Origin of the sequence: Desulfosarcina variabilis str. Montpellier, from assembly GCF_048565275.1 — a bacterium.
Lineage (GTDB): Bacteria > Desulfobacterota > Desulfobacteria > Desulfobacterales > Desulfosarcinaceae > Desulfosarcina > Desulfosarcina variabilis.
This window is the reverse complement of the sequence record NZ_CP159846.1, coordinates 4,569,959-4,589,610: the sequence shown is the minus strand read 5'-3', so window position 1 is coordinate 4,589,610 and position 19,652 is coordinate 4,569,959. Positions and strand designations below refer to the sequence as shown.

The following is a 19,652-nucleotide window of genomic DNA, read 5'->3' as shown; positions in this document are numbered from 1 at the left end:
TTTTACAGAAAATTGAGATTTATGTCTCCGTATATCAATCAATTCACCTGTACCCATAAATCTCATGAAAAGGAGAGCTCAAATGGAACACCGCGTTACATGCAAGGTATGCGGGCATCTTTCGCACAACCTAAAACCCCATTTTGTCGGAGGACGCGAAGAATGCTGCACCGTAACGGTTGAAGAGTATCAACACCGCTATCCCGACGCTCCGCTGACCAGCCCTATGTTCGATCGCAAACTAACAGAACTCGCCCAACAGCAGAAAACAGAGGCCACTGCCGAAATTGACATCCATAAAATGCTCACGACAGAGTATTCGCTGAAGGAAAACTTCGGCATTGACATGGGAATGATGGACACGATCACGGGATTCAAGGAATGCCACCCCCTCGTTCCCGAAATTGATCCCGAATACCAATTCCCAGACGAGGCCACAAAGATCATTCTGCTCGGTATTCGCCTCAACAAACCGACCATGGTTCACGGCCCGACCGGGTCGGGAAAAACGACCCTGATCGAACAGATCGCCGCCCGGATCAATTACCCGGTCATGCGAATCAACCATCAATCTGACATGTATTCCTACGATATCGTCGGCCAGGTTCAAATCCGCGAAGGCGAAACCACATTCGAGTATGGCCCGCTTCCTTTTTCCATGGAGCGCCCACTGATTCTGATCATGGATGAATGGGATGCCATCAATCCCGAGATTGGCATGATGTACCAGCCGGTACTTGAACGCCGCCATGACGGGCGTCTCGGTAATATCATCCTCACCGCAGCCGGCGGCCAGAAGGTTGTCAGCAATCCGATGTTTCGCATTGTCGCAACATCAAATACCTGTGGGTTGGGAGATGACAAAGGGCACTATCAGGGCACGCAGATCCAGAATCTGGCCTTTGTTTCCCGCTTCCAGCTCCGTGTCAAACTAGACTACCTCAAACCAGAGCATGAAAAAGCGATCCTACACAAGAAATTCCCCACACTTTCCGGTGATGAACAAGGCCTTCTGACCGAAACAGCCAGGAAGATCCGCGAACAGTATGAAGCTGGGCGCATCGACGTCCCCTACTCTCTGCGCGATCTCATCAATTGGGCGGAACTTTACGTCCTGCTGGGCGATGCCAAGAAAGCGATGACCTATTCCTGCACATCGATTCTGCCTTTTCAAGACGCTAAAACCATTTCGGAGCTGATCCAACGCATTTGGGGATAAACATCATACCGCCAAGGGCGGGTTTATCCCCCCTGGCGGTGCCCCCAACAAAGGAGAAAAAAGCATGATAGCACGCTCAGTCGTAGAAAATATCGCATCGGCACTAACGGATAATTACCATATCAGGGTGTTATTCCGCGGGTCTGAGTGCTTTGCAACCAAGAAATTGATTGTCCTCCCGTCCCTGCCGGACAAACTCCCTGGCCAGCTTGTCGAAATGATCCGTGGATTCCTGGATCATGAAGTCGCCCATATCCTCTTTTCCGATTGGAGCATCATTAAACGATCGATCAAGGAAGGTCACGATGACGGAACTCCGTTGAAATTTGTAACCAATGCAGTCGAAGATGTTTTCATCGAACGGAAAATGGCTGAAGTTTATCGTGGCTGTAGTGTCAACTTTGACAAATCTCGTGAATTCACCACCACGAAATTGAAAAAACAATGGGATGAAATCATTGCCGACAAAGGCGACCTGGACCGGGGCGCCGATCCCATTTTTCGCACGATGGTCTTTTTCATCTATATTTGCCAGATCGGTTGGTCTGATCCCTTTATCGAGGAGTATGCAGCCGACATCATGCCTTTATTGGAGCATCTGAGTCCCGAAATCGAAGACACCAAAAAGATCACCTGCACCAAGGATTCCCTGGAACTGGCCAAACGCATCCTGAAAAAGATTGAGACATTCGCTATTCCTGATCCGCCAAAGGGCAAGAAAGAGAAAGACAAAAGCTCCTCTTCTGTCAGCGTTTCCGCCGACGGTGGCCACACCATCGGTGATGATGGTGGCGGCGTTACTGGAGAAGATCACATTGAAGGTGATAGACACACCATTAGTATTGAATCAGAGGACGGATACGATCCATTACCCAGCGGCGGAGATGATGATGACGAGGACGATGACGAAGGTTCTCCAACCAAGTCAGATCCATCCAAAGAGGAAAAGGAAACCGAACCTGAGGCAACCGCCCCATCTGCCCATGAAAAATCAGATGACGACGAAGCAGATGACGACGCGACCGATTCAGACAAAGAAGACGACAAGAAAGTGATTGATGAAGATGAGCCCGAAACTGACCCGACTGAAGAGGAATTGGCTGCTCTGAAGGAACGCATCCGGAAATCCCTGGATTCCGATACAGAACGTTTTATTCCCTCCATTGGCAGTGACATTTCCGACGCAGCGAAAAAGGCCGATGGTTACCGGCCGTATTCAACCGAAAAGGATAGTTTTGAATCTCATCCAACCGGCAAGATCGAAACCTATAATGCCATTGCCGAAGCCCTGAACGGCATTGTCACCACTTTGCGCGGCCGGTTGTCCCGCATCCTGCTTTCCCAAAAACGGAGTCGCTGGGACGGCAACAAGCGCAAGGGCATTCTCAACCCAAGCCAATTACACCAAGTTGTCGCGAAAACCTCCGAATCCGTCTACCGGACCCGGAAGGAAGGCATTAAGATGTCAACTGCGGTTTCCATCCTGATCGACCTTTCCGGCTCAATGGGTTCGAAAGTGGGGATCACCCGGCAAACTGCGGTCCTACTGGCTGAGACCCTGACCAAGATCAGCATCCCCTTCGAGATCCTGGGATTCAGCGGCGACCATAAATCATCCAAAATCCCATCCAAAGAAACAAAGATCTTCGACCGTTGGGGCAGCTTGAATATGTATTATTTCAAAAAATTCGACGAACGTTATGGTCGGGATCAGAAAGAACGCATCTGCGGATTACACGCCCATCGAGAAAATTATGACGGGGAAAGCGTCCTGTTTGCTGCAAACCGCCTACTGCAACGCTCTGAACGCAAAAAAATTCTCTTTGTGCTTTCGGACGGTCAACCGGCAGCCGGATGCTGCAAATACAGATCGCTGCATAGCCATTTGAAAAAGGTCGTCAAAGATCTGGAACGTATCCCCGGCCTGACCCTGGTCGGTTTCGGAATGCTAACCGATGCCCCGAAACACTACTACTCAAATTATATGCTCGTGAACAATTTGAAGAATTTTCCTGAAACATTGATGGCGAACCTCTACAAGCAACTGACTTGATACCCATCATTCTTTTTACAGATTTTTGAGATTTATATCTGACTGAAATCAACATTCATTCATCCTAAAAGGAGATCAAAATGACCACGAAAACCGCTACCCCACCTTGTTTTGGAAAACTTTTTGATTCGGCCGACACTGACTGCGGAAAATGTGCTGCCAACGAACAGTGCAAAAACGCCATGAATCCTACTCCGGCGATGGAAGTCGCTCCGGCATCCGCTCCAGAAACGGACACCTTGGCTGCTTTACGCGACCAGGCCCGCGCCGCCGGTTTCGATAAGGAAGCCGATCAGCTATTCCTGGCCAAAGACGAAGCCGGCTTGCAAAAACTGATTGAATCCGCATCCAAACCTGCAACCCCGGCAGTTGAACCCGAAGTCGTCGATGCCGCTCCGGCAACACTGGAAGATCAGGCAGTTGCCGAATTGGAAAACGAAGCTGCAACCAAAGCAGCCGAAGCTGAAGTCAAAGCCGCTCCCGAAGCGACCGGCGATATCGCAACACTGGCCGCCAATGTCGAAAAGGATGGGCCATCAGCCAAATCCACAGTCGACGAGACGAAAGCCCAGAAAACCAAAGCCAAAAAAGCTGCTGCGAAAAAGGCCGCTCCTAAAAAAGCCGATGCCAAAGCTGCCGATCCGGCTGCAGCCGACTCCAAGCCCGCCGGAACCACTCGGCAATGCACGGCGCTGAAGGTTGCCATGTTCAAGAAACAGGATGACGGCAAGTTCATCCTCATCGACAAGGCCAAAGAAGCCGACCTGGTCATCAACGCCGGTGACACGGTCAAGATCGTCAACCCCCGGAGCAAATACAACGGACAAAACTTCGTCATTTCCTGTTACTCCGAGAAATACGAATGTTTCCGCGGTACCCAGCCCGCAACTAAGCAGAATGCCGATTTCCTTCCCCATCAGATTGAAATCATCGAACGTGCTGCGGCTGCCACCGCCTGACAATAACCCTTAACGATGCAGGGCGCTTACCCGCCCTGCATCGCTTTCTTGCGTTTTGACTGAAATTTTTTTCGTTCTACAAGGAGACAGAATGTTTACACACCTGCACTGTCACTGCAGCCACAGCCTGCTCGATGGGTTGGGTAATCCCGATGCCTGGGTCGAAGCTGCTGCCAAGAAAAACTTCAAAGCGCTGGCGCTCACTGATCACGGTTCATGCAGCGCCGCACTGGAATTTTACAAAGCAGCTAAGGCAGCCGGTATCATCCCCATCGTCGGTTGCGAATTTTATATCACTGACGATCCCGCTTGCCGGCCAGCCAAAGGCGAACGGATGATCCGCTACCACCTTCTGGTACTGGCCAAAAACTGGAATGGTCTTCAATCCATTTTCCGGCAGCTCACACTGGCGAATCAACAGATGTATTACCGCCCACTGCTATCAATCGATCAGATCTTCGATTTCAAGGACTGCGTAATCACATCAGCCTGCCTCATGGGTCTGACCGCCCATCCAAACTATGCCGACATCATCGCCAAAATGCAGACGGTTTACGGCGATGACTTTTATCTGGAAATTCATCCCCATTGGATCGATGGCCAGTTCGAAGCCAATAAGCGAGTCGTCGCTCTCCATGAGATGCTCGGGATCAAACCCGTGGCTGCGAACGACGCCCACTATCCCAATGAAGAGGATACCCTCACCCACGACGTCCTGTTGGCCATCCAGACTAATTCCAAGATCAATGAGAAAGGCCGGTTCAGCTTCATCGACGGCGGCATGGCAGGCCTGTATCTGAAAACCCCCCAGGAAATGATTTATTCCTTCAAACCATGGATTGAAGCCGGATACTTCAGCGTCGAATTCCTGCATAAATCCTTCGTTTCAACGCAGGAGATCGTCGACAAATGCTCGGGGCTGGAGATCCCGAAACTCGACTTTGCCCTCCCATCTCTTAAACGCCACAAGGTCGAAAATGAGGCCGCATTTCTGATGCAGCTCTGCATGGATGGTTGGAAGGCAAAGATCGCCGGCCGCGGCCTGGATGAAACGGTCTACGTTAAACGCCTCAAACACGAGCTGGGCGTTGTATCGAAGATTGGCGCGATCCGGTATTTCCTGCTCGGCTGGGACGTCATCGATTATGCCAAGTCAAAATCGATCCTTTGCGGATTCGGTCGTGGTTCTGCTGGAGGTTCCCTGATCGCTTACTTGCTCGGAATCACCGCCTTGGACCCCATCGTACACGAACTGTATTTTGAACGGTTCCTCCGTGAAGACCGCATCGATATGCCTGACATCGACTTCGACTTTGCCGGCGCCGACCGAGACCAGATTATCAGATACGTCAAGAAAACCTACGGCGCCGAAAATGTCTGTCAGATCAGCACCTCTTCATTCATGCACGGCAAATCAGCATTCAGGGATGTTGCTCGTGTCTTTTCCATTCCCATCGCCCAGGTCAATGAAATCTCGAAAAAGATGGATAAGGATCTGTCCGTGGAGGATAACTTTAGTGGCGGAGAACTCGCAGAATTTGCCACCGCGAATCCAATCCTCATTAAACATGCAAAACGTCTCGATGGCCAGCTCCGCTCCAAAGGCGTACATGCCGGTGGCGTCATCCTGTCTCAAGATGGATTCAGCACCCGAGGTGTTTTGGAAAAACGCAAATCCGCTGTGACCGTCAATTGGCACATGGACGAAGTCGAACATTTCGGATTGCTCAAATTTGACTTTCTCGGCTTAAGCAACCTTTCTGTATTGGGCGATACCGCCACGTTGGTCAAGGAACGCACAGGCGTCACGATTGATTATTTTTCAATCCAACCCAATGACCCCGACGTTTTGAAACAGTTTTCCGATGGACACACCGCAGGTTTTTTCCAGTTTGAATCGTCCGGCATTACCGGGCTATGCCAAAAACTCGCTCCGATCCAGTCTTTTGAAACGCTCGTTCACAGCAACACCCTGTATCGTCCTGGGCCATTAGATTCCGGCATGGTGGACAGCTACGTCAACCGTTATCACAAACTGGAAGCCATCAGCTACCTGCACCCGGCTGAATCTTCCATCACAGAGGAGACCTTAGGGCTCCCCATATTCCAAGAACAGGTTATGCGTCAATTTGTCGATCTGGCCGGATTCACCTGGCCGGAAGCCGACCAAATGCGGAAAATCATCAGCAAGTCGAAGGGCGCCGCCCTGCTTGAAGAAAAGCGCATCACCTTCATTGAAGGCTGTGCCAAGACAGTTGGCATGACTGAGGCCGTCGCCAATGTCATTTATGACAATATCGTCAAATTCGGTCGTTACGGGTTCAACCGCGCGCACGCCGCTTGCTATTCGTACATCGGATATCTGACTGCCTGGGCGAAATTTTATTACCCCGTTGAATTCATAACTTCTCTGCTCCGCTCAGTTGTCGATGAGTCAGAGACCACGGAAATGTATATCAAGGAAGCCCATCGCCTCGGAATCAAGATCGAAGGCCCGAATATCAATCTATCCGATAGTAACTGGACCGCTGTTGGCGACCGGGTTATTGCCGGATTTGCCTCGGTCAAAGGCGTCGGTAAAATTGCCGGGCAGAAGATCGTAGCCGCCCGCTCGTTAGGTTATTTCGAAACTTTTGAGGACTTCATGGCTTGCACAGAAAGGAGGGCTGTAAATAAACGGGTTGTCGAGGCCATTGCCTATTCTGGCGGATTCGAAACCCTCATCCCAAACACCAAATGGATTGTCGACAATTACCCTGCATTGGTAGCCGGTGACCCACCAGCTCCGCTGGCCGGTTATCCGGACTTTGACGACCCGGAAAAATACAGCCAAAAAGCAGAGTATGCTCCGGGTGTATTTTCCAGCTCAACGATTTCGATCACGGCCGACATGGAGATCCACGACGACATTCTCGACATGGTGACCGGCGAATTCATCACCTGCAAGGCTTGCGACCTTGGCACCAAAGAAAACGCTCCGGTGCCCTGGAAATGGTCATCGAGAAGCAAGGTTCTGATAATCGGTCAATTCCCCAACATGGCCGAGGAAACCAAAGGGACGCCATTCACCGGGAAAACCTATACAAAGATGTGGGAGATCCTGAAAGCCGAAGCCGGACTCACCCCCGGCAAGATCTTCATGGCCCATGCCTTCGCCTGCCGGCCACCCACAGGTCGACTATCACGCGAAATCACCGATGCCTGCACCTGCCCTAATTTATGGCTGCCCAAATTATTTGCCGCGTGTTCACCGAACGTCGTTCTGGCTTTCGGCAATGCCGGGGTGGCCGCTTTCACCGGAAAAAGCACAGGCATCATGAAACTAAACGCAACATCCATTTGGCACGCTAAATACCGGGCCATGGTCGTTTTTTCCATCACCCCGGGCATGATGGCGTATGACGAATCAGGTGAAAAGGAGGAAATGTTCAGGCAGTCTATTCGGAAATTGAAAGAGTATCTTTGACATTCAACCATCCATTAGGAAAACACTATCTATGGCAACATTAAGAGAACTCAGAAAACAGGCAAAAGAACTTGGAATCCCCTACGAAAAAGACACCACTGCCGACGCGCTTCAGGAACTGATCGTCGAGAAGATGTGCCGCATGGAATTGGATGGCGGAGCTGCACCGGCATCTACCGCTCCTGCTGCACCGGCTTCATCCACCATAGCGGATCTCACCCCGGCAGTCCGTAAGCCCATCACCAAGGCCCCGGAAGAGGCAGCCACACCCTCAACCCCGGCCGTAGCCCCTGAAAGCTCTCCTGCCCCCACTCCGACCCCTTCACCGGTCGAAGCCGCAGCAGCGGGGATTGGTAAGCTGAAGATAGGCGAACCCTCATTCGCCGACGACGTTGAGATCAATGAAGGAGACTTAAATACCGAATTCAAATCCCAGGCATCCAAATATGCCAGCTACGCCAACGCCGAAGCCTATGCCAAAGGCAAAGCGATGACCGCGAAACTCCGCCTGGAAGTGGTCGACGCGGAAATGACCAAAAAAATCCGGGAACGCCTGCTGGCTGAGGGCACCAAGCCTACGGAGAAAATGATCCAGTCAGAGGTTATCCTCTCACCCGAATATCAAGCCGCCCAACAGCAATTGATCGATGCCAATCGGGACGCCGATATTGCCAGAGGTGCAAAAGAAGCCTTTGCCCAACGCCGCGACATGCTGATCCAACTTGGATCAGCCAAACGACAGGAGGTAGATCAGATCGGAATGAGCTTGCGCGAAAAAGCCAAAGGAGTTTTGGACACCAAAGCAGCTTAACAACACTATTTCTATACCCTTTTGACGAAGTAATTAATTACACCTATCATTTTAAAGGAGAAACAACCTATGGCACTTAACCTCGACAAAATCCGTGAAAACGCCGCAAAAGCCAAAGAAGAAGCCGCCCGCCGTAGCACCAACTATTACGAATGGAAAGATGGTCGCAACATCCTGCGGATCCTTCCGCCGTGGGTAGGCGCTGATGATTTTTCCCGGATTTTCGCCAAACATTGGAACCTGGGACCGGAAGGCAAAACCATGGTTTATTGCCCGAAAGTCTGCTTCGATAAACCCTGCCCCATCTGCGACAACATCGATGTGATGTGGAAAAGCAAACCTGATGAAACCACGAAAGAATGGCTCCGCAAGGTCGGCGCCGGTCCTCGCTTCTACGTCAATGTCATCGACATAAACGATCTTGATACTGGAATCCAGGTAGCCGAATTCCCGAAAACGGTTCTGTTGGAAGTCTGGAACATCATGGTCGATACCGAAGTCGGTTATGGCGATATCACTCATCTTGAAAATGGCCGCGATATCATCATCGACAAGACGGGCAAGGGTCTTTCCACCCGTTACAGTGTTCGGGCCAAGTTGGCACCCTCCCCGGTTCCGATCCCGATCACCACAGAGGATCTCCCCAACCTGGACATGATGGTTCGCAACGAATCCTATGAGAACCTGAAGCTGGTCTGGGAAGGAAAAGAACCGCTGCCTGCTCCGGGTGCAACCGCCCTGCCGGCACCCCCATCCGACGTCGACATGGTTAAGGTTGGCAGCGCCTATGTGCCACCTCCGGCCGTCGAAGCCGTAGCAGCACCCGTTACCCCGGAAGTGATTATTCCAACAGCTTCGGTAGCTCCGGCCGCCGTGACGCCCCCGGTAACCCCGGCTCCAACTTCTGTAACTCCTACCTCGATGACTTTAGAGGAACAAGCTGCTGCTGCCCTGGAAGCCGAAGCCGCCGCAAAAGCCGCCGTGACGCCCCCGCCGGTAACTGGTATCCCGGCCTGTTTTGGAAACTTCAACGAAAACAATGCCACCTGCCTTGACTGTGTCGAACAAGATGACTGCGAAACCAAAATGGTAGAAACCAAGCGAGCTGCTCGCAAAGCCGCCGCAGCCGCCGCCGCAACCCCGGCTCCCGCTGCAACCCCGGCTCCCGCAGCCCCGGCTCCCGCCGCAGACCCGGCGGTTTCCGCCGCAGACCTGATGGCAGAAATGGAAGCAGCGATTAACAGATAACCTCCATCCATCCGGGACGGATGTTAGGTCCGTCCCGGATTTAAGGGAGTTCCTATGATTTTATTGATTGACGGAAACAATCTGGCCTTTGTTTCGAATTCTGTCGGCGCCTTATCCAGAAGCGACGGTTTTCCGACCCAGGGCATATCGAACTTTTTGAAATCCGTCCGGTCATACATCGGTTTGTTTGAAGCCAACAAAGTATTCATCGCCTGGGATGGTGGTAAATCCAAAAAACGGCTGGCCAGACTTCCCACTTACAAAGAGGGGCGCGCCGTCGAAAAGAAAACACCCGAACAGAAAATGAACCTCGAAGAAGTGTTGGCGCAGATCCCTTTCATCAAACAAGCCGTCGCCGATCTTGGACTGTATCAATTGGGAGGCCCAGGAATCGAAGGTGACGACATGATCGCCCTCATGGCCAAGAAAGCCAATCAAATGGGCGAAGATGCCGTCATCATTTCCTCTGATTCGGACTTTCATCAACTAGTGACCCCGAAGGTCAGCATTTATTCAACCATGAACAAGAAAGCAGGCCGCCACATCACCTTCGACAATTTCTCGAAGATCTACGACGGTCTGCGTCCGGATCAGTTTCTTGAATACAAAGCCCTGCAAGGCGATACCAGCGACGATGTCCCTGGGATTAAAGGAATTGGCCCGGCAACAGCCCTGAAGCTGCTCACCGCATTCGACAGCGTCGATAAATGGCGTCACTTGGTCGACGGCGGAAGCCTCAATCCAAACAAAACCCAGCAAAAGATTATCGATGGCTGGGAGACTTTCCAGCTCAGCAAGGCGCTCATCAACCTGCATACCCCGCTGGCTGACTTCTCCACTGCCAAAATCGAACGGCAGGAACCCAACTGGGGCGCCGTCCGCCAAATGGCTGTGGAAATGCAGATTGCCGCGATCTTTGTTGATTTCGCAAACTGGATAAAACCTTTTAAAGAACTTTCATAGGAGGACTATGGGACGGACACCTGTTAAAAAAGACGTATCGACTCCAGTATTGGATCTGGACGCCCTCGTCGCTGACGTCAAAGGCGTTCTCAAAAATGATCTGACCATATTGAAGGACGTCGAATGGTGGATACCCACTGGTATTCCGCAACTCGATCTCGCCTTGGGTGGCGGGCTTCCAGTCGGCAGGCTGGTGACCCTGATCGGCGCCAAAAGCGTCGGCAAATCCACCCTGAGCGTGCATTGCATGGCTCAGATCCAGAGACATGACGGCATTGCCCTTGGTTTAGACGTCGAACGATCCAACCTCAAGACCCGTTGCGAAAAGCAAGGCCTCGACATGGCCCGCTACCTGGGCTGCCAACCCGAATCCCTCGACACTTACGAGGACGTCGACATCGACACCGGTAAAGAGATCAAAGTCAAAGGCGCCTTCGACATCATGGAAAGCGTCATCAAGGTGCTGCGAGCCAAAGACAAGAAAGCATTGATTGGTATTGTCCTCGACTCGGTCGCCGGTTCATCCGTAGCCCAGGAGATCGAAAACGATGTTGGCAAGGCCGGCATGGGCGCTCATGCCCGAATTCTCTCCCAAGCGTTCCGCAAGCTCATGCCCGTTGTCCACGACATGAACTGCATTCTGCTATTGGTCAACCAGCTTAAGCAGAAAATCGGCGTCATGTTCGGCAATCCAAATACCTACATTGGCCAGAACCCAATCGATTTTCACAGTGCCATTACTTTGGAAATGACCCGAGGCAAACCCTTTCCCGAAGGATCAAAAGGGGAGGATGCCGAAGGAATCATCACCAAAATCTATGTCTCTAAAAACAAAGTCGGAAAACCCTTCGGCCGGATCGAGTACGTTACTTGGTTCGATCGGGGCGTCGACACCCTCTGGGAGTCGATCGGTTTCATCAAATCCAACAGCGACCTGCTCGGGACTGCCGCCGGATATTACCTCTGGGATGGCAAGAACCGCAGGCAAAAAGAGCTTTACAATATGGCCTCAGCCGATCCGGCGATGGCAGACAAGCTCAGAACCATGGCAAGGGAGATCGTCAATGAAAAACTCAATCACATTAAAGCTAAGATGGATGGTCCTGGTGCTGAGGTATCTGAAGCTGCTGCGGCCGAATGATAAGTTCCTCAATAACGAGAACGACAAGCTCCAACGAGACATCGCCGCTGAAGTCCAAGACCAATACAACGACCAGGCAGCCGCCTAACCCTAACACCCCGGCTCCGGCTGGGGTCATCAAGGAGATCCAGAAATGAAATTCATCGCATACAGCGATCCGCATAATCATCCTCACCAAAGCTATTCGAAGATCCTGCCCGATGGCATGAATAGTCGCCTGGTCGACATCGGCCGGGCAGTTAAAACCATTTATGATGCCGCTGAGGAGATCGGTTGCCCAGTCGTATCAGGAGGTGACACGTTTCAGGTTAAAAATTCCGCCCATGTAATCGCCTTCAACGAATTTTCCGGCATCCTGCACCGGCGGTCGAAGGTAGCCAATCCCGATCAATTCGACATCATCAACATCGGTAATCACGACATGGCCACGCATGACGGTTCCCGGCACGCCCTGGAATCCCTCTCATACCTGCCTGGCATTTTCATTCCGCATGGCGCATCAGTCAGTTTTGCCCATTGGGGCGAAGGTATTATGTTTGCCATCATCCCCTACCCGATGGAGCATGGTCGGTTCAGCGAGGACAAGTTTCGAGGCATGCTAAAGCGAGCCATCGAGGAAGTTGAAAACGCTAAACCGTACACGGCGATTTTGCTTGGCCACCTTTACACCCATGAGCTGATGAAAAAACACCTCGACCGGGGTGGTGATTTTTCCGGAAAAGAACTGATGAAACATTTCGACTTGGTCCTGCTTGGCCACCATCACGTCCACGACGTCATTCTGGGACCGACCGACAAACACGGCCGGACCAAGAAAGTGGTCTCCATCGGTTCGCCCATCCAGCTCAGGGCCGACGAACGCGGCGACAAGAAAGGATACATCATCGTAAACACCGAAACTCTGGACTTCGAATTCATCCCCATCGAATCCCCTGAATTCCATTATTTCGAAGGCGAGAAAACCATCGTCCCTGAAAAGATCACTGGTGACTTTGTATCAGTAAAGGTCAAATCAAAGGCCGAAGGCACCCGTGTCAAAACCCTACTTGAACGACACGGTGTCGCCGAATACCGCATCGAAGTCGTACCCGAAAAGAAAACCGCCAGAATCGATCTCACTCCCGGTGCCAAGGACGAGGAAATCATCACCAAATACCTCGAATCTGAATGGGGCAAAACAGATCTTGACCACGATCGGCTGAAAAAAATCGGCCTGGCATATCTCAGTTAGGAGGCATCCATGGATATCCCCAAAAGACCCCGGATTTTTATCGGCGGCGAAGAACCTGATCATCCAGAACCCGAATTCATTGAAGAAGACCCACTCTTCGAGGATGACGATGGCATGGACGACTATTACGAGGATTTCGATGATGACGATGCAGATCCACCTTACTTAAAAGCGACATACAAAACATTCAGTGAACTGGGGATCACCGAAGAGCCCTACGTCACCCAGTTCAAGGAGAAATTCGGCCATTATCCAACCATGGAAGTGAAAAGTGCGCACCGCCTGCCGACCCGGTATTCCACCCCATCCGGTGAACAGAAATATCACATGAAGACCACCTACAGGCCCGGCGAGCTTTTCAAGGTCACCGGTACCGAGCCTGGAAAACGCACCCCGACATCAGTTAATATCATCCTCACCCACCCGACAGACCGCGACAGTCGGATCGTACTCACACCCAAGGACTTGATTGCCAAGATGCACATCAACTCAACCGAAACCCTTTCCACAACAGAACGCCTCGGCGACCTGGGTGAAGCCGCACCCACGCCTACACCGACAAAGATCATCAGCGAGGACGTCAAAGACATCCTGGAAAAACGTAAAAAGGAGGCAGCGATATCAATATGAAACTCAGATCCCTGTATATCGATTATTTTATGTCGTTTGGTCCTGGTAACCTCGTCGACCTGGCCGACCGCGGCCTGGTCCTGATCAACGGAATCAATGAAATATCCGATATGGCAGACAGCAATGGAGCCGGGAAGACTAGTCTTCAAGAGGCACTCCTCTGGTCTGTCTATGGTAAAACCACGAAGGACGTCGGTGTCAATGACGTCGTCAACAACATCCACAAAAAGGACTGCTACGTAAGAGCCATCTTCGAAGACGGCGATTTTGATTATCGCATCGAACGATACCGCAAACACAGCGAGCACGGCGATGATTTGAAATTCGTCCGGGTTGGAGCTGACGGCGAGGAAAACCTCGCCGGCGTTGACAAGGCCGAAACCCAAAAGCGCATCGAGCAGTTCATGGGCTGTGGATACACTCTGTTCTGCAATTCCGCCTATTTCAGCCAGAACAACGTCAAACCCTTTTCCACCTACACCGACAAGCAGATCAAGGAAGTGTTCATCGATGCCCTGGACTTCACCCGGTTTACCAGTGGACTGGAAAAGGCTCGCCATGACCAGAAGGTTCTGCGGGAGGAGTTGGCCACCATCCAAGGTCGTAAAGAACGACTGCTGGAGGAAGTCATGGAGGCCGAAACCCGCAAGGCCGATTACAAATCCCGGCATGACACCTTCGGCGACACTCAAAAGGCCGCCCTTGCCGAATTCGATAATCAGATCAAAACCGTTCAGGACCGCATCGCTTCCCTCGACGGCCATGCCAAACAGATCAAAATCATCGGGGATACGATTGCCACCTATCAAAAGACCGTCGCCAAACTGCCTGAGCACCTCGACATCAAGACTTCACTGGCAGAGACATCCAACCGCTTCCGCGACTCGTTTAACCTCATCAAACACAAAGCTGCGGACGCCGAACGCACCCTGAACATCAAAAACCGGGAGCTGAAACAAGTCAGCAGCCGAGTCGGAACCAATTGCACCGAATGTGGAAAACTCATCACCGAAGCTGACCTGGCCGACGTGATCGCCGGGATCAAGACACAGATCGAAACCACATCCGCCGAGCTGGCCAAGTATCAAACCCTGGTCACCAGAGCCGAGCCGCAACTGAAGACCTATCAAACCCAGGAAACGGAGATAGACACCAACATCGCTGCCTGTCAGAAGGCCGAACGGACCATCGCCGACCTGAAGTTAACCCTCTCCCGCATCGAGGCTTCCACCAAGGAATCCGCCATGCTGGCCGCCAAAATCGTCGAACTTCAAGAACTGAAAGCCAAAAAGGCGGAGGAAAAATCACCTTGGAAAGACTACATCGAAAAAGAGCAAACAACCGTCAATGAAGCCAATGTGAAAATCGATGCCATAGCCTCCGTCATTGCCGAAAAGGAAGAAGAGATCCGCTACATCGAGTTCTGGGAGGCTGGCTTTGGTTATTCGGGCGTGCCCTCTTTCCTGCTGGACACCGTGACCCCCTTCCTCAACGAACAGGCCAATCATCATTCGACCACGGTAACCGGTGGTGAGATCGAGATCGATTTCAACACAGTCACCAAACTCAAAAGTGGAGACCTGAAAGACAAGTTCTCGATTGGCATATCCCATAAGACCGGTGCCAAACTGTATAAAGGAATCAGCGGTGGCGAACGGAAACGTGCCGACGTCTGCATCGCCCAATCCATTCAAGACCTGGTCCGCTCATTCGGACGGAACACCCTCTCGTATTGTTCCTACGATGAACCCTTCGAGAACCTGGATAATGAAGGCGTCGCCAACGTTGTTGAGATGCTCCAGGAGATTTCCAAGGAGATCGGCACTGTACTGGTCGTTACCCACAACAGCGAACTGAAAGCCATGTTCGACAACACCATCACCATTGTCAAAGGCAAGGATGGGTATTCCAGAATTCTGGCTTAAAGAAACGAAGCAAATTTCCATCAACAAACTACATTAACCATAGGGAGTACCGAACATGCTCGATATATATCTGCAATTGAGTCGACGCTGCAATTTGGTATCTGTAACGTCATTAGAACTGATGGCGTTTGGAATAGAGTCAACTAACCTGGAATAATCAGTAAAAAAAGGCCGAGCATAAGATGTTGTATATGACCGTCTTTTACTGACGGTTCAATTTATCATAGTGATAGCAGGTATGTTTCCTTAAATTTTGCTCTTTAAAAATGTGTGGCAATGGGAGAACGTATCGAATGCTCCCATTGCCAGTAATGTGAATTAAATTTTAAACTGATCTACCATGCTCTTGAGGCTTTCGGACAGCTTGGACAATTCCTGGGCGGAGAGATTGACCTGACTGCTGCTGGTGGACATCTCGTTCATGGAAACGCTGACATCGGAGATGTCCTTGGAGATTTCGGCCGATACCGAAGAACTCTGGTTGACGTTTTCATTGACTTCCTGGATGCCCTGGGAGGCCTGGGCCACGTTGGTAGCAATGTCCTTGGTGGCGGCGGATTGTTCTTCCACAGCGGTGGCGATGGTGGCTACCACATCGTTGACATCGGTGATGACCCTGGCGATCTCGGTGATCTGGTCGATGGTGGTCGAGGTGGTGCCCTGGATGTCTTCGATCTTGGCCTTGATGTCACCGGTAGCCGCGGCGGTCTGTTTGGCCAGTTCCTTGATTTCGTTGGCCACCACTGCAAAGCCCTTACCGGCTTCGCCGGCCCTGGCGGCCTCGATGGTGGCGTTGAGGGCCAGAAGATTGACCTGCTCGCTGATGTCGGTGATGGTTTCGATGACCTTGCCGATTGCCTTGGCCGCAGCCCCCAGTTGATCCATGTTGGTGGAAGCGTTGCCGGCCTTGTGGGCTGCGTCGTCGGAAATGCCGCGGGCTTTTTCTGCGTTTTGGGCAATCTCGCCTATGGTGGCCGACATCTGTTCGGCGGCCGTGGCCACCATGTTGGTGTTGGTGGCTGACTCTTCCATGGCCGCAGCCACGTTGTTCATGTTGGCATTCATCTCTTCGGAGGAGGCCGAGACGGTATTCGCTTTTTCGGTGGCGTTATGAATGCCTTGGGCCATCTGTTCGGAAATTGCTGACAGCTCAGTAGAAGAAGACGATAGAGTCTCCACACCGTTGGCGATTTCCTTGATGAGATGCTGCAGCTTGTTAATAAAGGTGTTGAACCAGGTGGCCAGTTCGCCCAGTTCATCCTTGGTGACTACCTCCAGTCGTTTGGTTAGATCGCCTTCACCCTGGGCGATGTCCTTAAGTCCATCAACCATGGCATTGATTGGTTTGGTGAATCTACCGGAAACGAAAAACGCCAGAACCGAAATCACCAATAAAACCAGTGCCGTCAAACCAAAAACCGTAAACCGAATCGATCTGGAGACCTCGGACAACTCGCTCTGATCCATAAAAACGGCAATGATCCAGTCCGTATTCGGAATCTTGAATGAATCGACCTGATAGGTTTGCGTGCCGATAGTAGTCTCGAAATTGACGGTTGGCTTTTCAAGGGCAATCCCCAGGTTTTCGATTTGAACATCCTTCACATATTTTAAGTTGTTGTCAGCGTTTTTGGGATCGGCCAGAATCAAACCGGATTTGTGCATCATCATGGCATAGCCGGTTTTCCCGATTTTAATGCCATTCATTATTTCGGTCAGCTTGCCTGAAGAGACATCAATCGCCATGACGCCGGATATCTTTCCGCTAACGTCTGTGAATGTCCGGGCATTGCTGACAATGACAGAGCCATTCACCGAATCCACATATGGATCCGTCCGGATAACTTGATTTTTATTGGACATGGCCCGTTGATACCAGGGCCGTTTTCTTGGGTCGTAATTTTTGGAGTTCTTTGTTTCCGGCCACTGGATGTAACCACCATCCTCGGTCCCCATATAGACATACAGGGTGCCTGGGTGTGTTTTGGCATAATTATCGAACTCTTCGAAAATCTCTTGCTCAATGCCTCCATTTCTGGATGGCGTCATCATTTCCCCAGAGCCCGCTAAATAATCGGTGATGGTGCTGTCCGCCTTTCTGACCTTTTGGTGGGAAGCGAACATATCGATATTTCGATCTAAATCATCATAAAATATAAATAGCATCTGCTCGATGATGCTCACCTGTTGGGTGACATTCCGGATATGCCCATCCTGAATCGATCTGTTTATCAGGATATTCACCGTGAGAATGATGGGCAGCACGGTAATGAGGATCAATAAACTGGAAAAAAGAATTAGCTTTCCGCGAATGGATTTCATTTATACATCCTCCTAAATTATACACAGCGACATGAATAATTACGCATAATATTTATATGAACCATTGGTATTCGGTCTTCTGTCGATAATGATCCGAATTTATATTAAACGCTGTGTATAAAATTGATAGTTGATTAATTTAGATCATGCTTTTTATCCGCTTGGTGCTGCAACCCAGATTTTTTCCATCTTTTGGGTGCCGTGGGCAACGCCATCAATTGGCGTTATATTTATCGACAATCGGATACATTTCTTTAGCCCAGGTCCGTAAAAATGCATGTGGGATTGTCTACGCCGGGACGGCTGCCCGAGCAACGGGATGACTGGCATGCACAGAAGTTATGGCGGGAACCGCATTCGATTTGCTGTTGGATGGCTGGCGGATTATTTTTATGAATCAATGCTCTGTTTTTTCGGGATGTTAGCAAAGATTTCATCGGCTTAATCTACACTGTGGCTATCCATTATAAATGTCCCCTACCGAATCGTGTGGTTTCTTACCTTATGTTTCAAGGCAACAATCACCAATCCCATATTTTGTGGTCGGCAATTTTGCCATGAAGTTCAGATTATAAAAATAAAGCTGTCTCGCACTTCAGAAATTGGATTTTACGGATTCTGACAGGTAGTCACAACACACCAGAATCATAATATATTTGTGATGTTTATTTCGTCTTTGGTCCCCAGCCCATCAGCGGTTTTGACTTACGTAACCATAGGGAGTTCGAAGCCTGCTGAAGTCAAACAGCCAAGGGTTAATCTGGCTTTGTCGCTCTTCGAAAATTTGTGAAGGTAGGGTCTTGCTCACTGGAAAGGGCCGGTTTTTAGCCCGATCCCGTTCGTGATAATCCAGAGATTCATTGGACTATGGAAGACAGGATGTCCATGTAACTATTACTTCAGTGAGTTATCCAATACGGGAGACTAAATTGTTTTCAATACCTGGATAGTCTGGCCTTGTGCATATTGAATCACATACTCCCCTGATGAGGGATTTCCGATACCATACCGGGCGACCGCTGCCATGGGATCCTGGGCATAGGCCTGGGAAAACTCTGTATGTTTCTCGCCTGCATCAAGCAGGGAGAAGCTGGAACTTGATTTCATAAAAGCTTGCTGGAAATCGGAGTGCTCATTCAAAGCGGTCTCCAATCTATCATTGTCTTGAGCAGAGAGATCGGAATCGACCCTGAACACACCTTCTTCGTCCGTGCCTATAGTAATGCTGGAGCCGGATGGGATACCTAACTGGCTAAGAGTCTCTGCCAGTATATCTTTGGCGGCATTAAATTTTTTTTCACTAAAGGCCCGGATTTCATCCAGAGTGATGACCCCGTCTTTTCCCGCACCGTCCATAAAATTAATTTCAGTGTCAATCAACAATGAGGAGTTTGCCGAACCCAGAGCCGCCATTTTTTTTCCTTCATCCGAAAGCGTTACTACATCATTCTTTCCGGGTAAGCGCTGGCGAATAGTGTAACGCCAATGTTCGCAAAATAATAATGCTCGCATTTTGCATGCCCCTAAGATATCGATAGTTTACTTCTCTTACAAGATGACATCCAAATGCAAAAAACCGGCTCGGTTTTCTGTCATTTTTCATTTTTTGACTGATTCCGGTCAAAAGCCCCCGGAAGTATGCAATCTAAATGATGGGGATTTTGTTCAGATCCTCGGGTTAAAG

Annotated in this window: 13 protein-coding genes; 11 read left to right on the top strand and 2 right to left on the bottom strand. The window is 50.6% G+C overall.

Annotated features, from left to right (window positions below; genetic code table 11):
* Window positions 1-82 precede the first annotated feature (82 nt).
* The 11 genes from Dvar_RS20680 (at window position 83) to Dvar_RS20630 (ending at window position 15,646) form a co-directional block, all read left to right on the top strand.
* The gene (locus tag Dvar_RS20680) at window positions 83-1,219 is read left to right on the top strand and encodes an AAA family ATPase (protein ID WP_419663856.1); all 1,137 of its coding nucleotides are present in this window, start codon (window positions 83-85) and stop codon (window positions 1,217-1,219) included.
* 64 nt (window positions 1,220-1,283) lie between these two features.
* Entirely contained in the window at window positions 1,284-3,272 is a 1,989-nt protein-coding gene (locus Dvar_RS20675; RefSeq protein WP_419663855.1) for a cobaltochelatase CobT-related protein, read from the top strand.
* Window positions 3,273-3,352: 80 nt separating this feature from the next.
* The gene (locus Dvar_RS20670; protein WP_419663854.1) at window positions 3,353-4,231 is read left to right on the top strand and encodes a hypothetical protein; all 879 of its coding nucleotides are present in this window, start codon (window positions 3,353-3,355) and stop codon (window positions 4,229-4,231) included.
* A 91-nt stretch (window positions 4,232-4,322) separates the two neighbouring features.
* Complete coding sequence (gene dnaE, locus Dvar_RS20665) at window positions 4,323-7,697, top strand: DNA polymerase III subunit alpha (RefSeq protein WP_419663853.1); 3,375 nt, start codon at window positions 4,323-4,325, stop codon at window positions 7,695-7,697.
* Between the two features lie 31 nt (window positions 7,698-7,728).
* Window positions 7,729-8,508, top strand: coding sequence for a hypothetical protein (locus Dvar_RS20660; protein WP_419663852.1), 780 nt, complete (start codon window positions 7,729-7,731; stop codon window positions 8,506-8,508).
* A 69-nt stretch (window positions 8,509-8,577) separates the two neighbouring features.
* On the top strand, window positions 8,578-9,756 hold the full coding sequence (locus Dvar_RS20655) for a hypothetical protein (protein ID WP_419663851.1): 1,179 nt from the start codon (window positions 8,578-8,580) through the stop codon (window positions 9,754-9,756).
* 54 nt (window positions 9,757-9,810) lie between these two features.
* Window positions 9,811-10,719 carry a 5'-3' exonuclease gene (locus Dvar_RS20650; protein WP_419663850.1) on the top strand — a complete coding sequence of 303 codons (909 nt, stop codon included), beginning with the start codon at window positions 9,811-9,813 and terminating at the stop codon, window positions 10,717-10,719.
* 7 nt (window positions 10,720-10,726) lie between these two features.
* Complete coding sequence (locus Dvar_RS20645) at window positions 10,727-11,860, top strand: ATPase domain-containing protein (RefSeq protein ID WP_419663849.1); 1,134 nt, start codon at window positions 10,727-10,729, stop codon at window positions 11,858-11,860.
* 133 nt (window positions 11,861-11,993) lie between these two features.
* Window positions 11,994-13,091 (top strand): hypothetical protein, encoded by a 1,098-nt coding sequence (locus Dvar_RS20640; protein WP_419663848.1) that lies wholly within the window; start codon window positions 11,994-11,996, stop codon window positions 13,089-13,091.
* A gap of 9 nt (window positions 13,092-13,100) precedes the next feature.
* A complete protein-coding gene (locus Dvar_RS20635) occupies window positions 13,101-13,721 on the top strand; it encodes a hypothetical protein (RefSeq protein WP_419663847.1) in 621 nt (206 codons plus the stop codon).
* A complete protein-coding gene (locus tag Dvar_RS20630; protein ID WP_419663846.1) occupies window positions 13,718-15,646 on the top strand; it encodes an AAA family ATPase in 1,929 nt (642 codons plus the stop codon). Before Dvar_RS20635 ends, Dvar_RS20630 begins: the two co-directional genes overlap by 4 nt.
* Window positions 15,647-15,964: 318 nt before the next feature.
* Here the strand turns inward: Dvar_RS20630 and Dvar_RS20625 are convergent, their stop codons facing one another.
* Together Dvar_RS20625 and Dvar_RS20620 are read right to left on the bottom strand one after the other, a co-directional pair.
* Window positions 15,965-17,968 carry a methyl-accepting chemotaxis protein gene (locus tag Dvar_RS20625; protein ID WP_419663845.1) on the bottom strand — a complete coding sequence of 668 codons (2,004 nt, stop codon included), beginning with the start codon at window positions 17,966-17,968 and terminating at the stop codon, window positions 15,965-15,967.
* A gap of 924 nt (window positions 17,969-18,892) precedes the next feature.
* The gene (locus Dvar_RS20620) at window positions 18,893-19,480 is read right to left on the bottom strand and encodes a hypothetical protein (protein WP_419663844.1); all 588 of its coding nucleotides are present in this window, start codon (window positions 19,478-19,480) and stop codon (window positions 18,893-18,895) included.
* Between the last annotated feature and the right edge of the window lie 172 nt (window positions 19,481-19,652).

Excerpts from the sequence above, each read along its gene's own strand:
- Dvar_RS20645 (WP_419663849.1), top strand. The coding sequence starts at position 10,727 with ATGGGACGGACACCTGTTAAAAAAGACGTATCGACTCCAGTATTGGAT.
- dnaE (WP_419663853.1), top strand. The coding sequence starts at position 4,323 with ATGTTTACACACCTGCACTGTCACTGCAGCCACAGCCTGCTCGATGGG.
- Dvar_RS20650 (WP_419663850.1), top strand. The coding sequence starts at position 9,811 with ATGATTTTATTGATTGACGGAAACAATCTGGCCTTTGTTTCGAATTCT.
- Dvar_RS20680 (WP_419663856.1), top strand. The coding sequence starts at position 83 with ATGGAACACCGCGTTACATGCAAGGTATGCGGGCATCTTTCGCACAAC.
- Dvar_RS20620 (WP_419663844.1), bottom strand. The coding sequence starts at position 19,480 with ATGCGAGCATTATTATTTTGCGAACATTGGCGTTACACTATTCGCCAG.
- Dvar_RS20675 (WP_419663855.1), top strand. The coding sequence starts at position 1,284 with ATGATAGCACGCTCAGTCGTAGAAAATATCGCATCGGCACTAACGGAT.
- Dvar_RS20670 (WP_419663854.1), top strand. The coding sequence starts at position 3,353 with ATGACCACGAAAACCGCTACCCCACCTTGTTTTGGAAAACTTTTTGAT.
- Dvar_RS20630 (WP_419663846.1), top strand. The coding sequence starts at position 13,718 with ATGAAACTCAGATCCCTGTATATCGATTATTTTATGTCGTTTGGTCCT.
- Dvar_RS20655 (WP_419663851.1), top strand. The coding sequence starts at position 8,578 with ATGGCACTTAACCTCGACAAAATCCGTGAAAACGCCGCAAAAGCCAAA.
- Dvar_RS20625 (WP_419663845.1), bottom strand. The coding sequence starts at position 17,968 with ATGAAATCCATTCGCGGAAAGCTAATTCTTTTTTCCAGTTTATTGATC.
- Dvar_RS20660 (WP_419663852.1), top strand. The coding sequence starts at position 7,729 with ATGGCAACATTAAGAGAACTCAGAAAACAGGCAAAAGAACTTGGAATC.
- Dvar_RS20635 (WP_419663847.1), top strand. The coding sequence starts at position 13,101 with ATGGATATCCCCAAAAGACCCCGGATTTTTATCGGCGGCGAAGAACCT.
- Dvar_RS20640 (WP_419663848.1), top strand. The coding sequence starts at position 11,994 with ATGAAATTCATCGCATACAGCGATCCGCATAATCATCCTCACCAAAGC.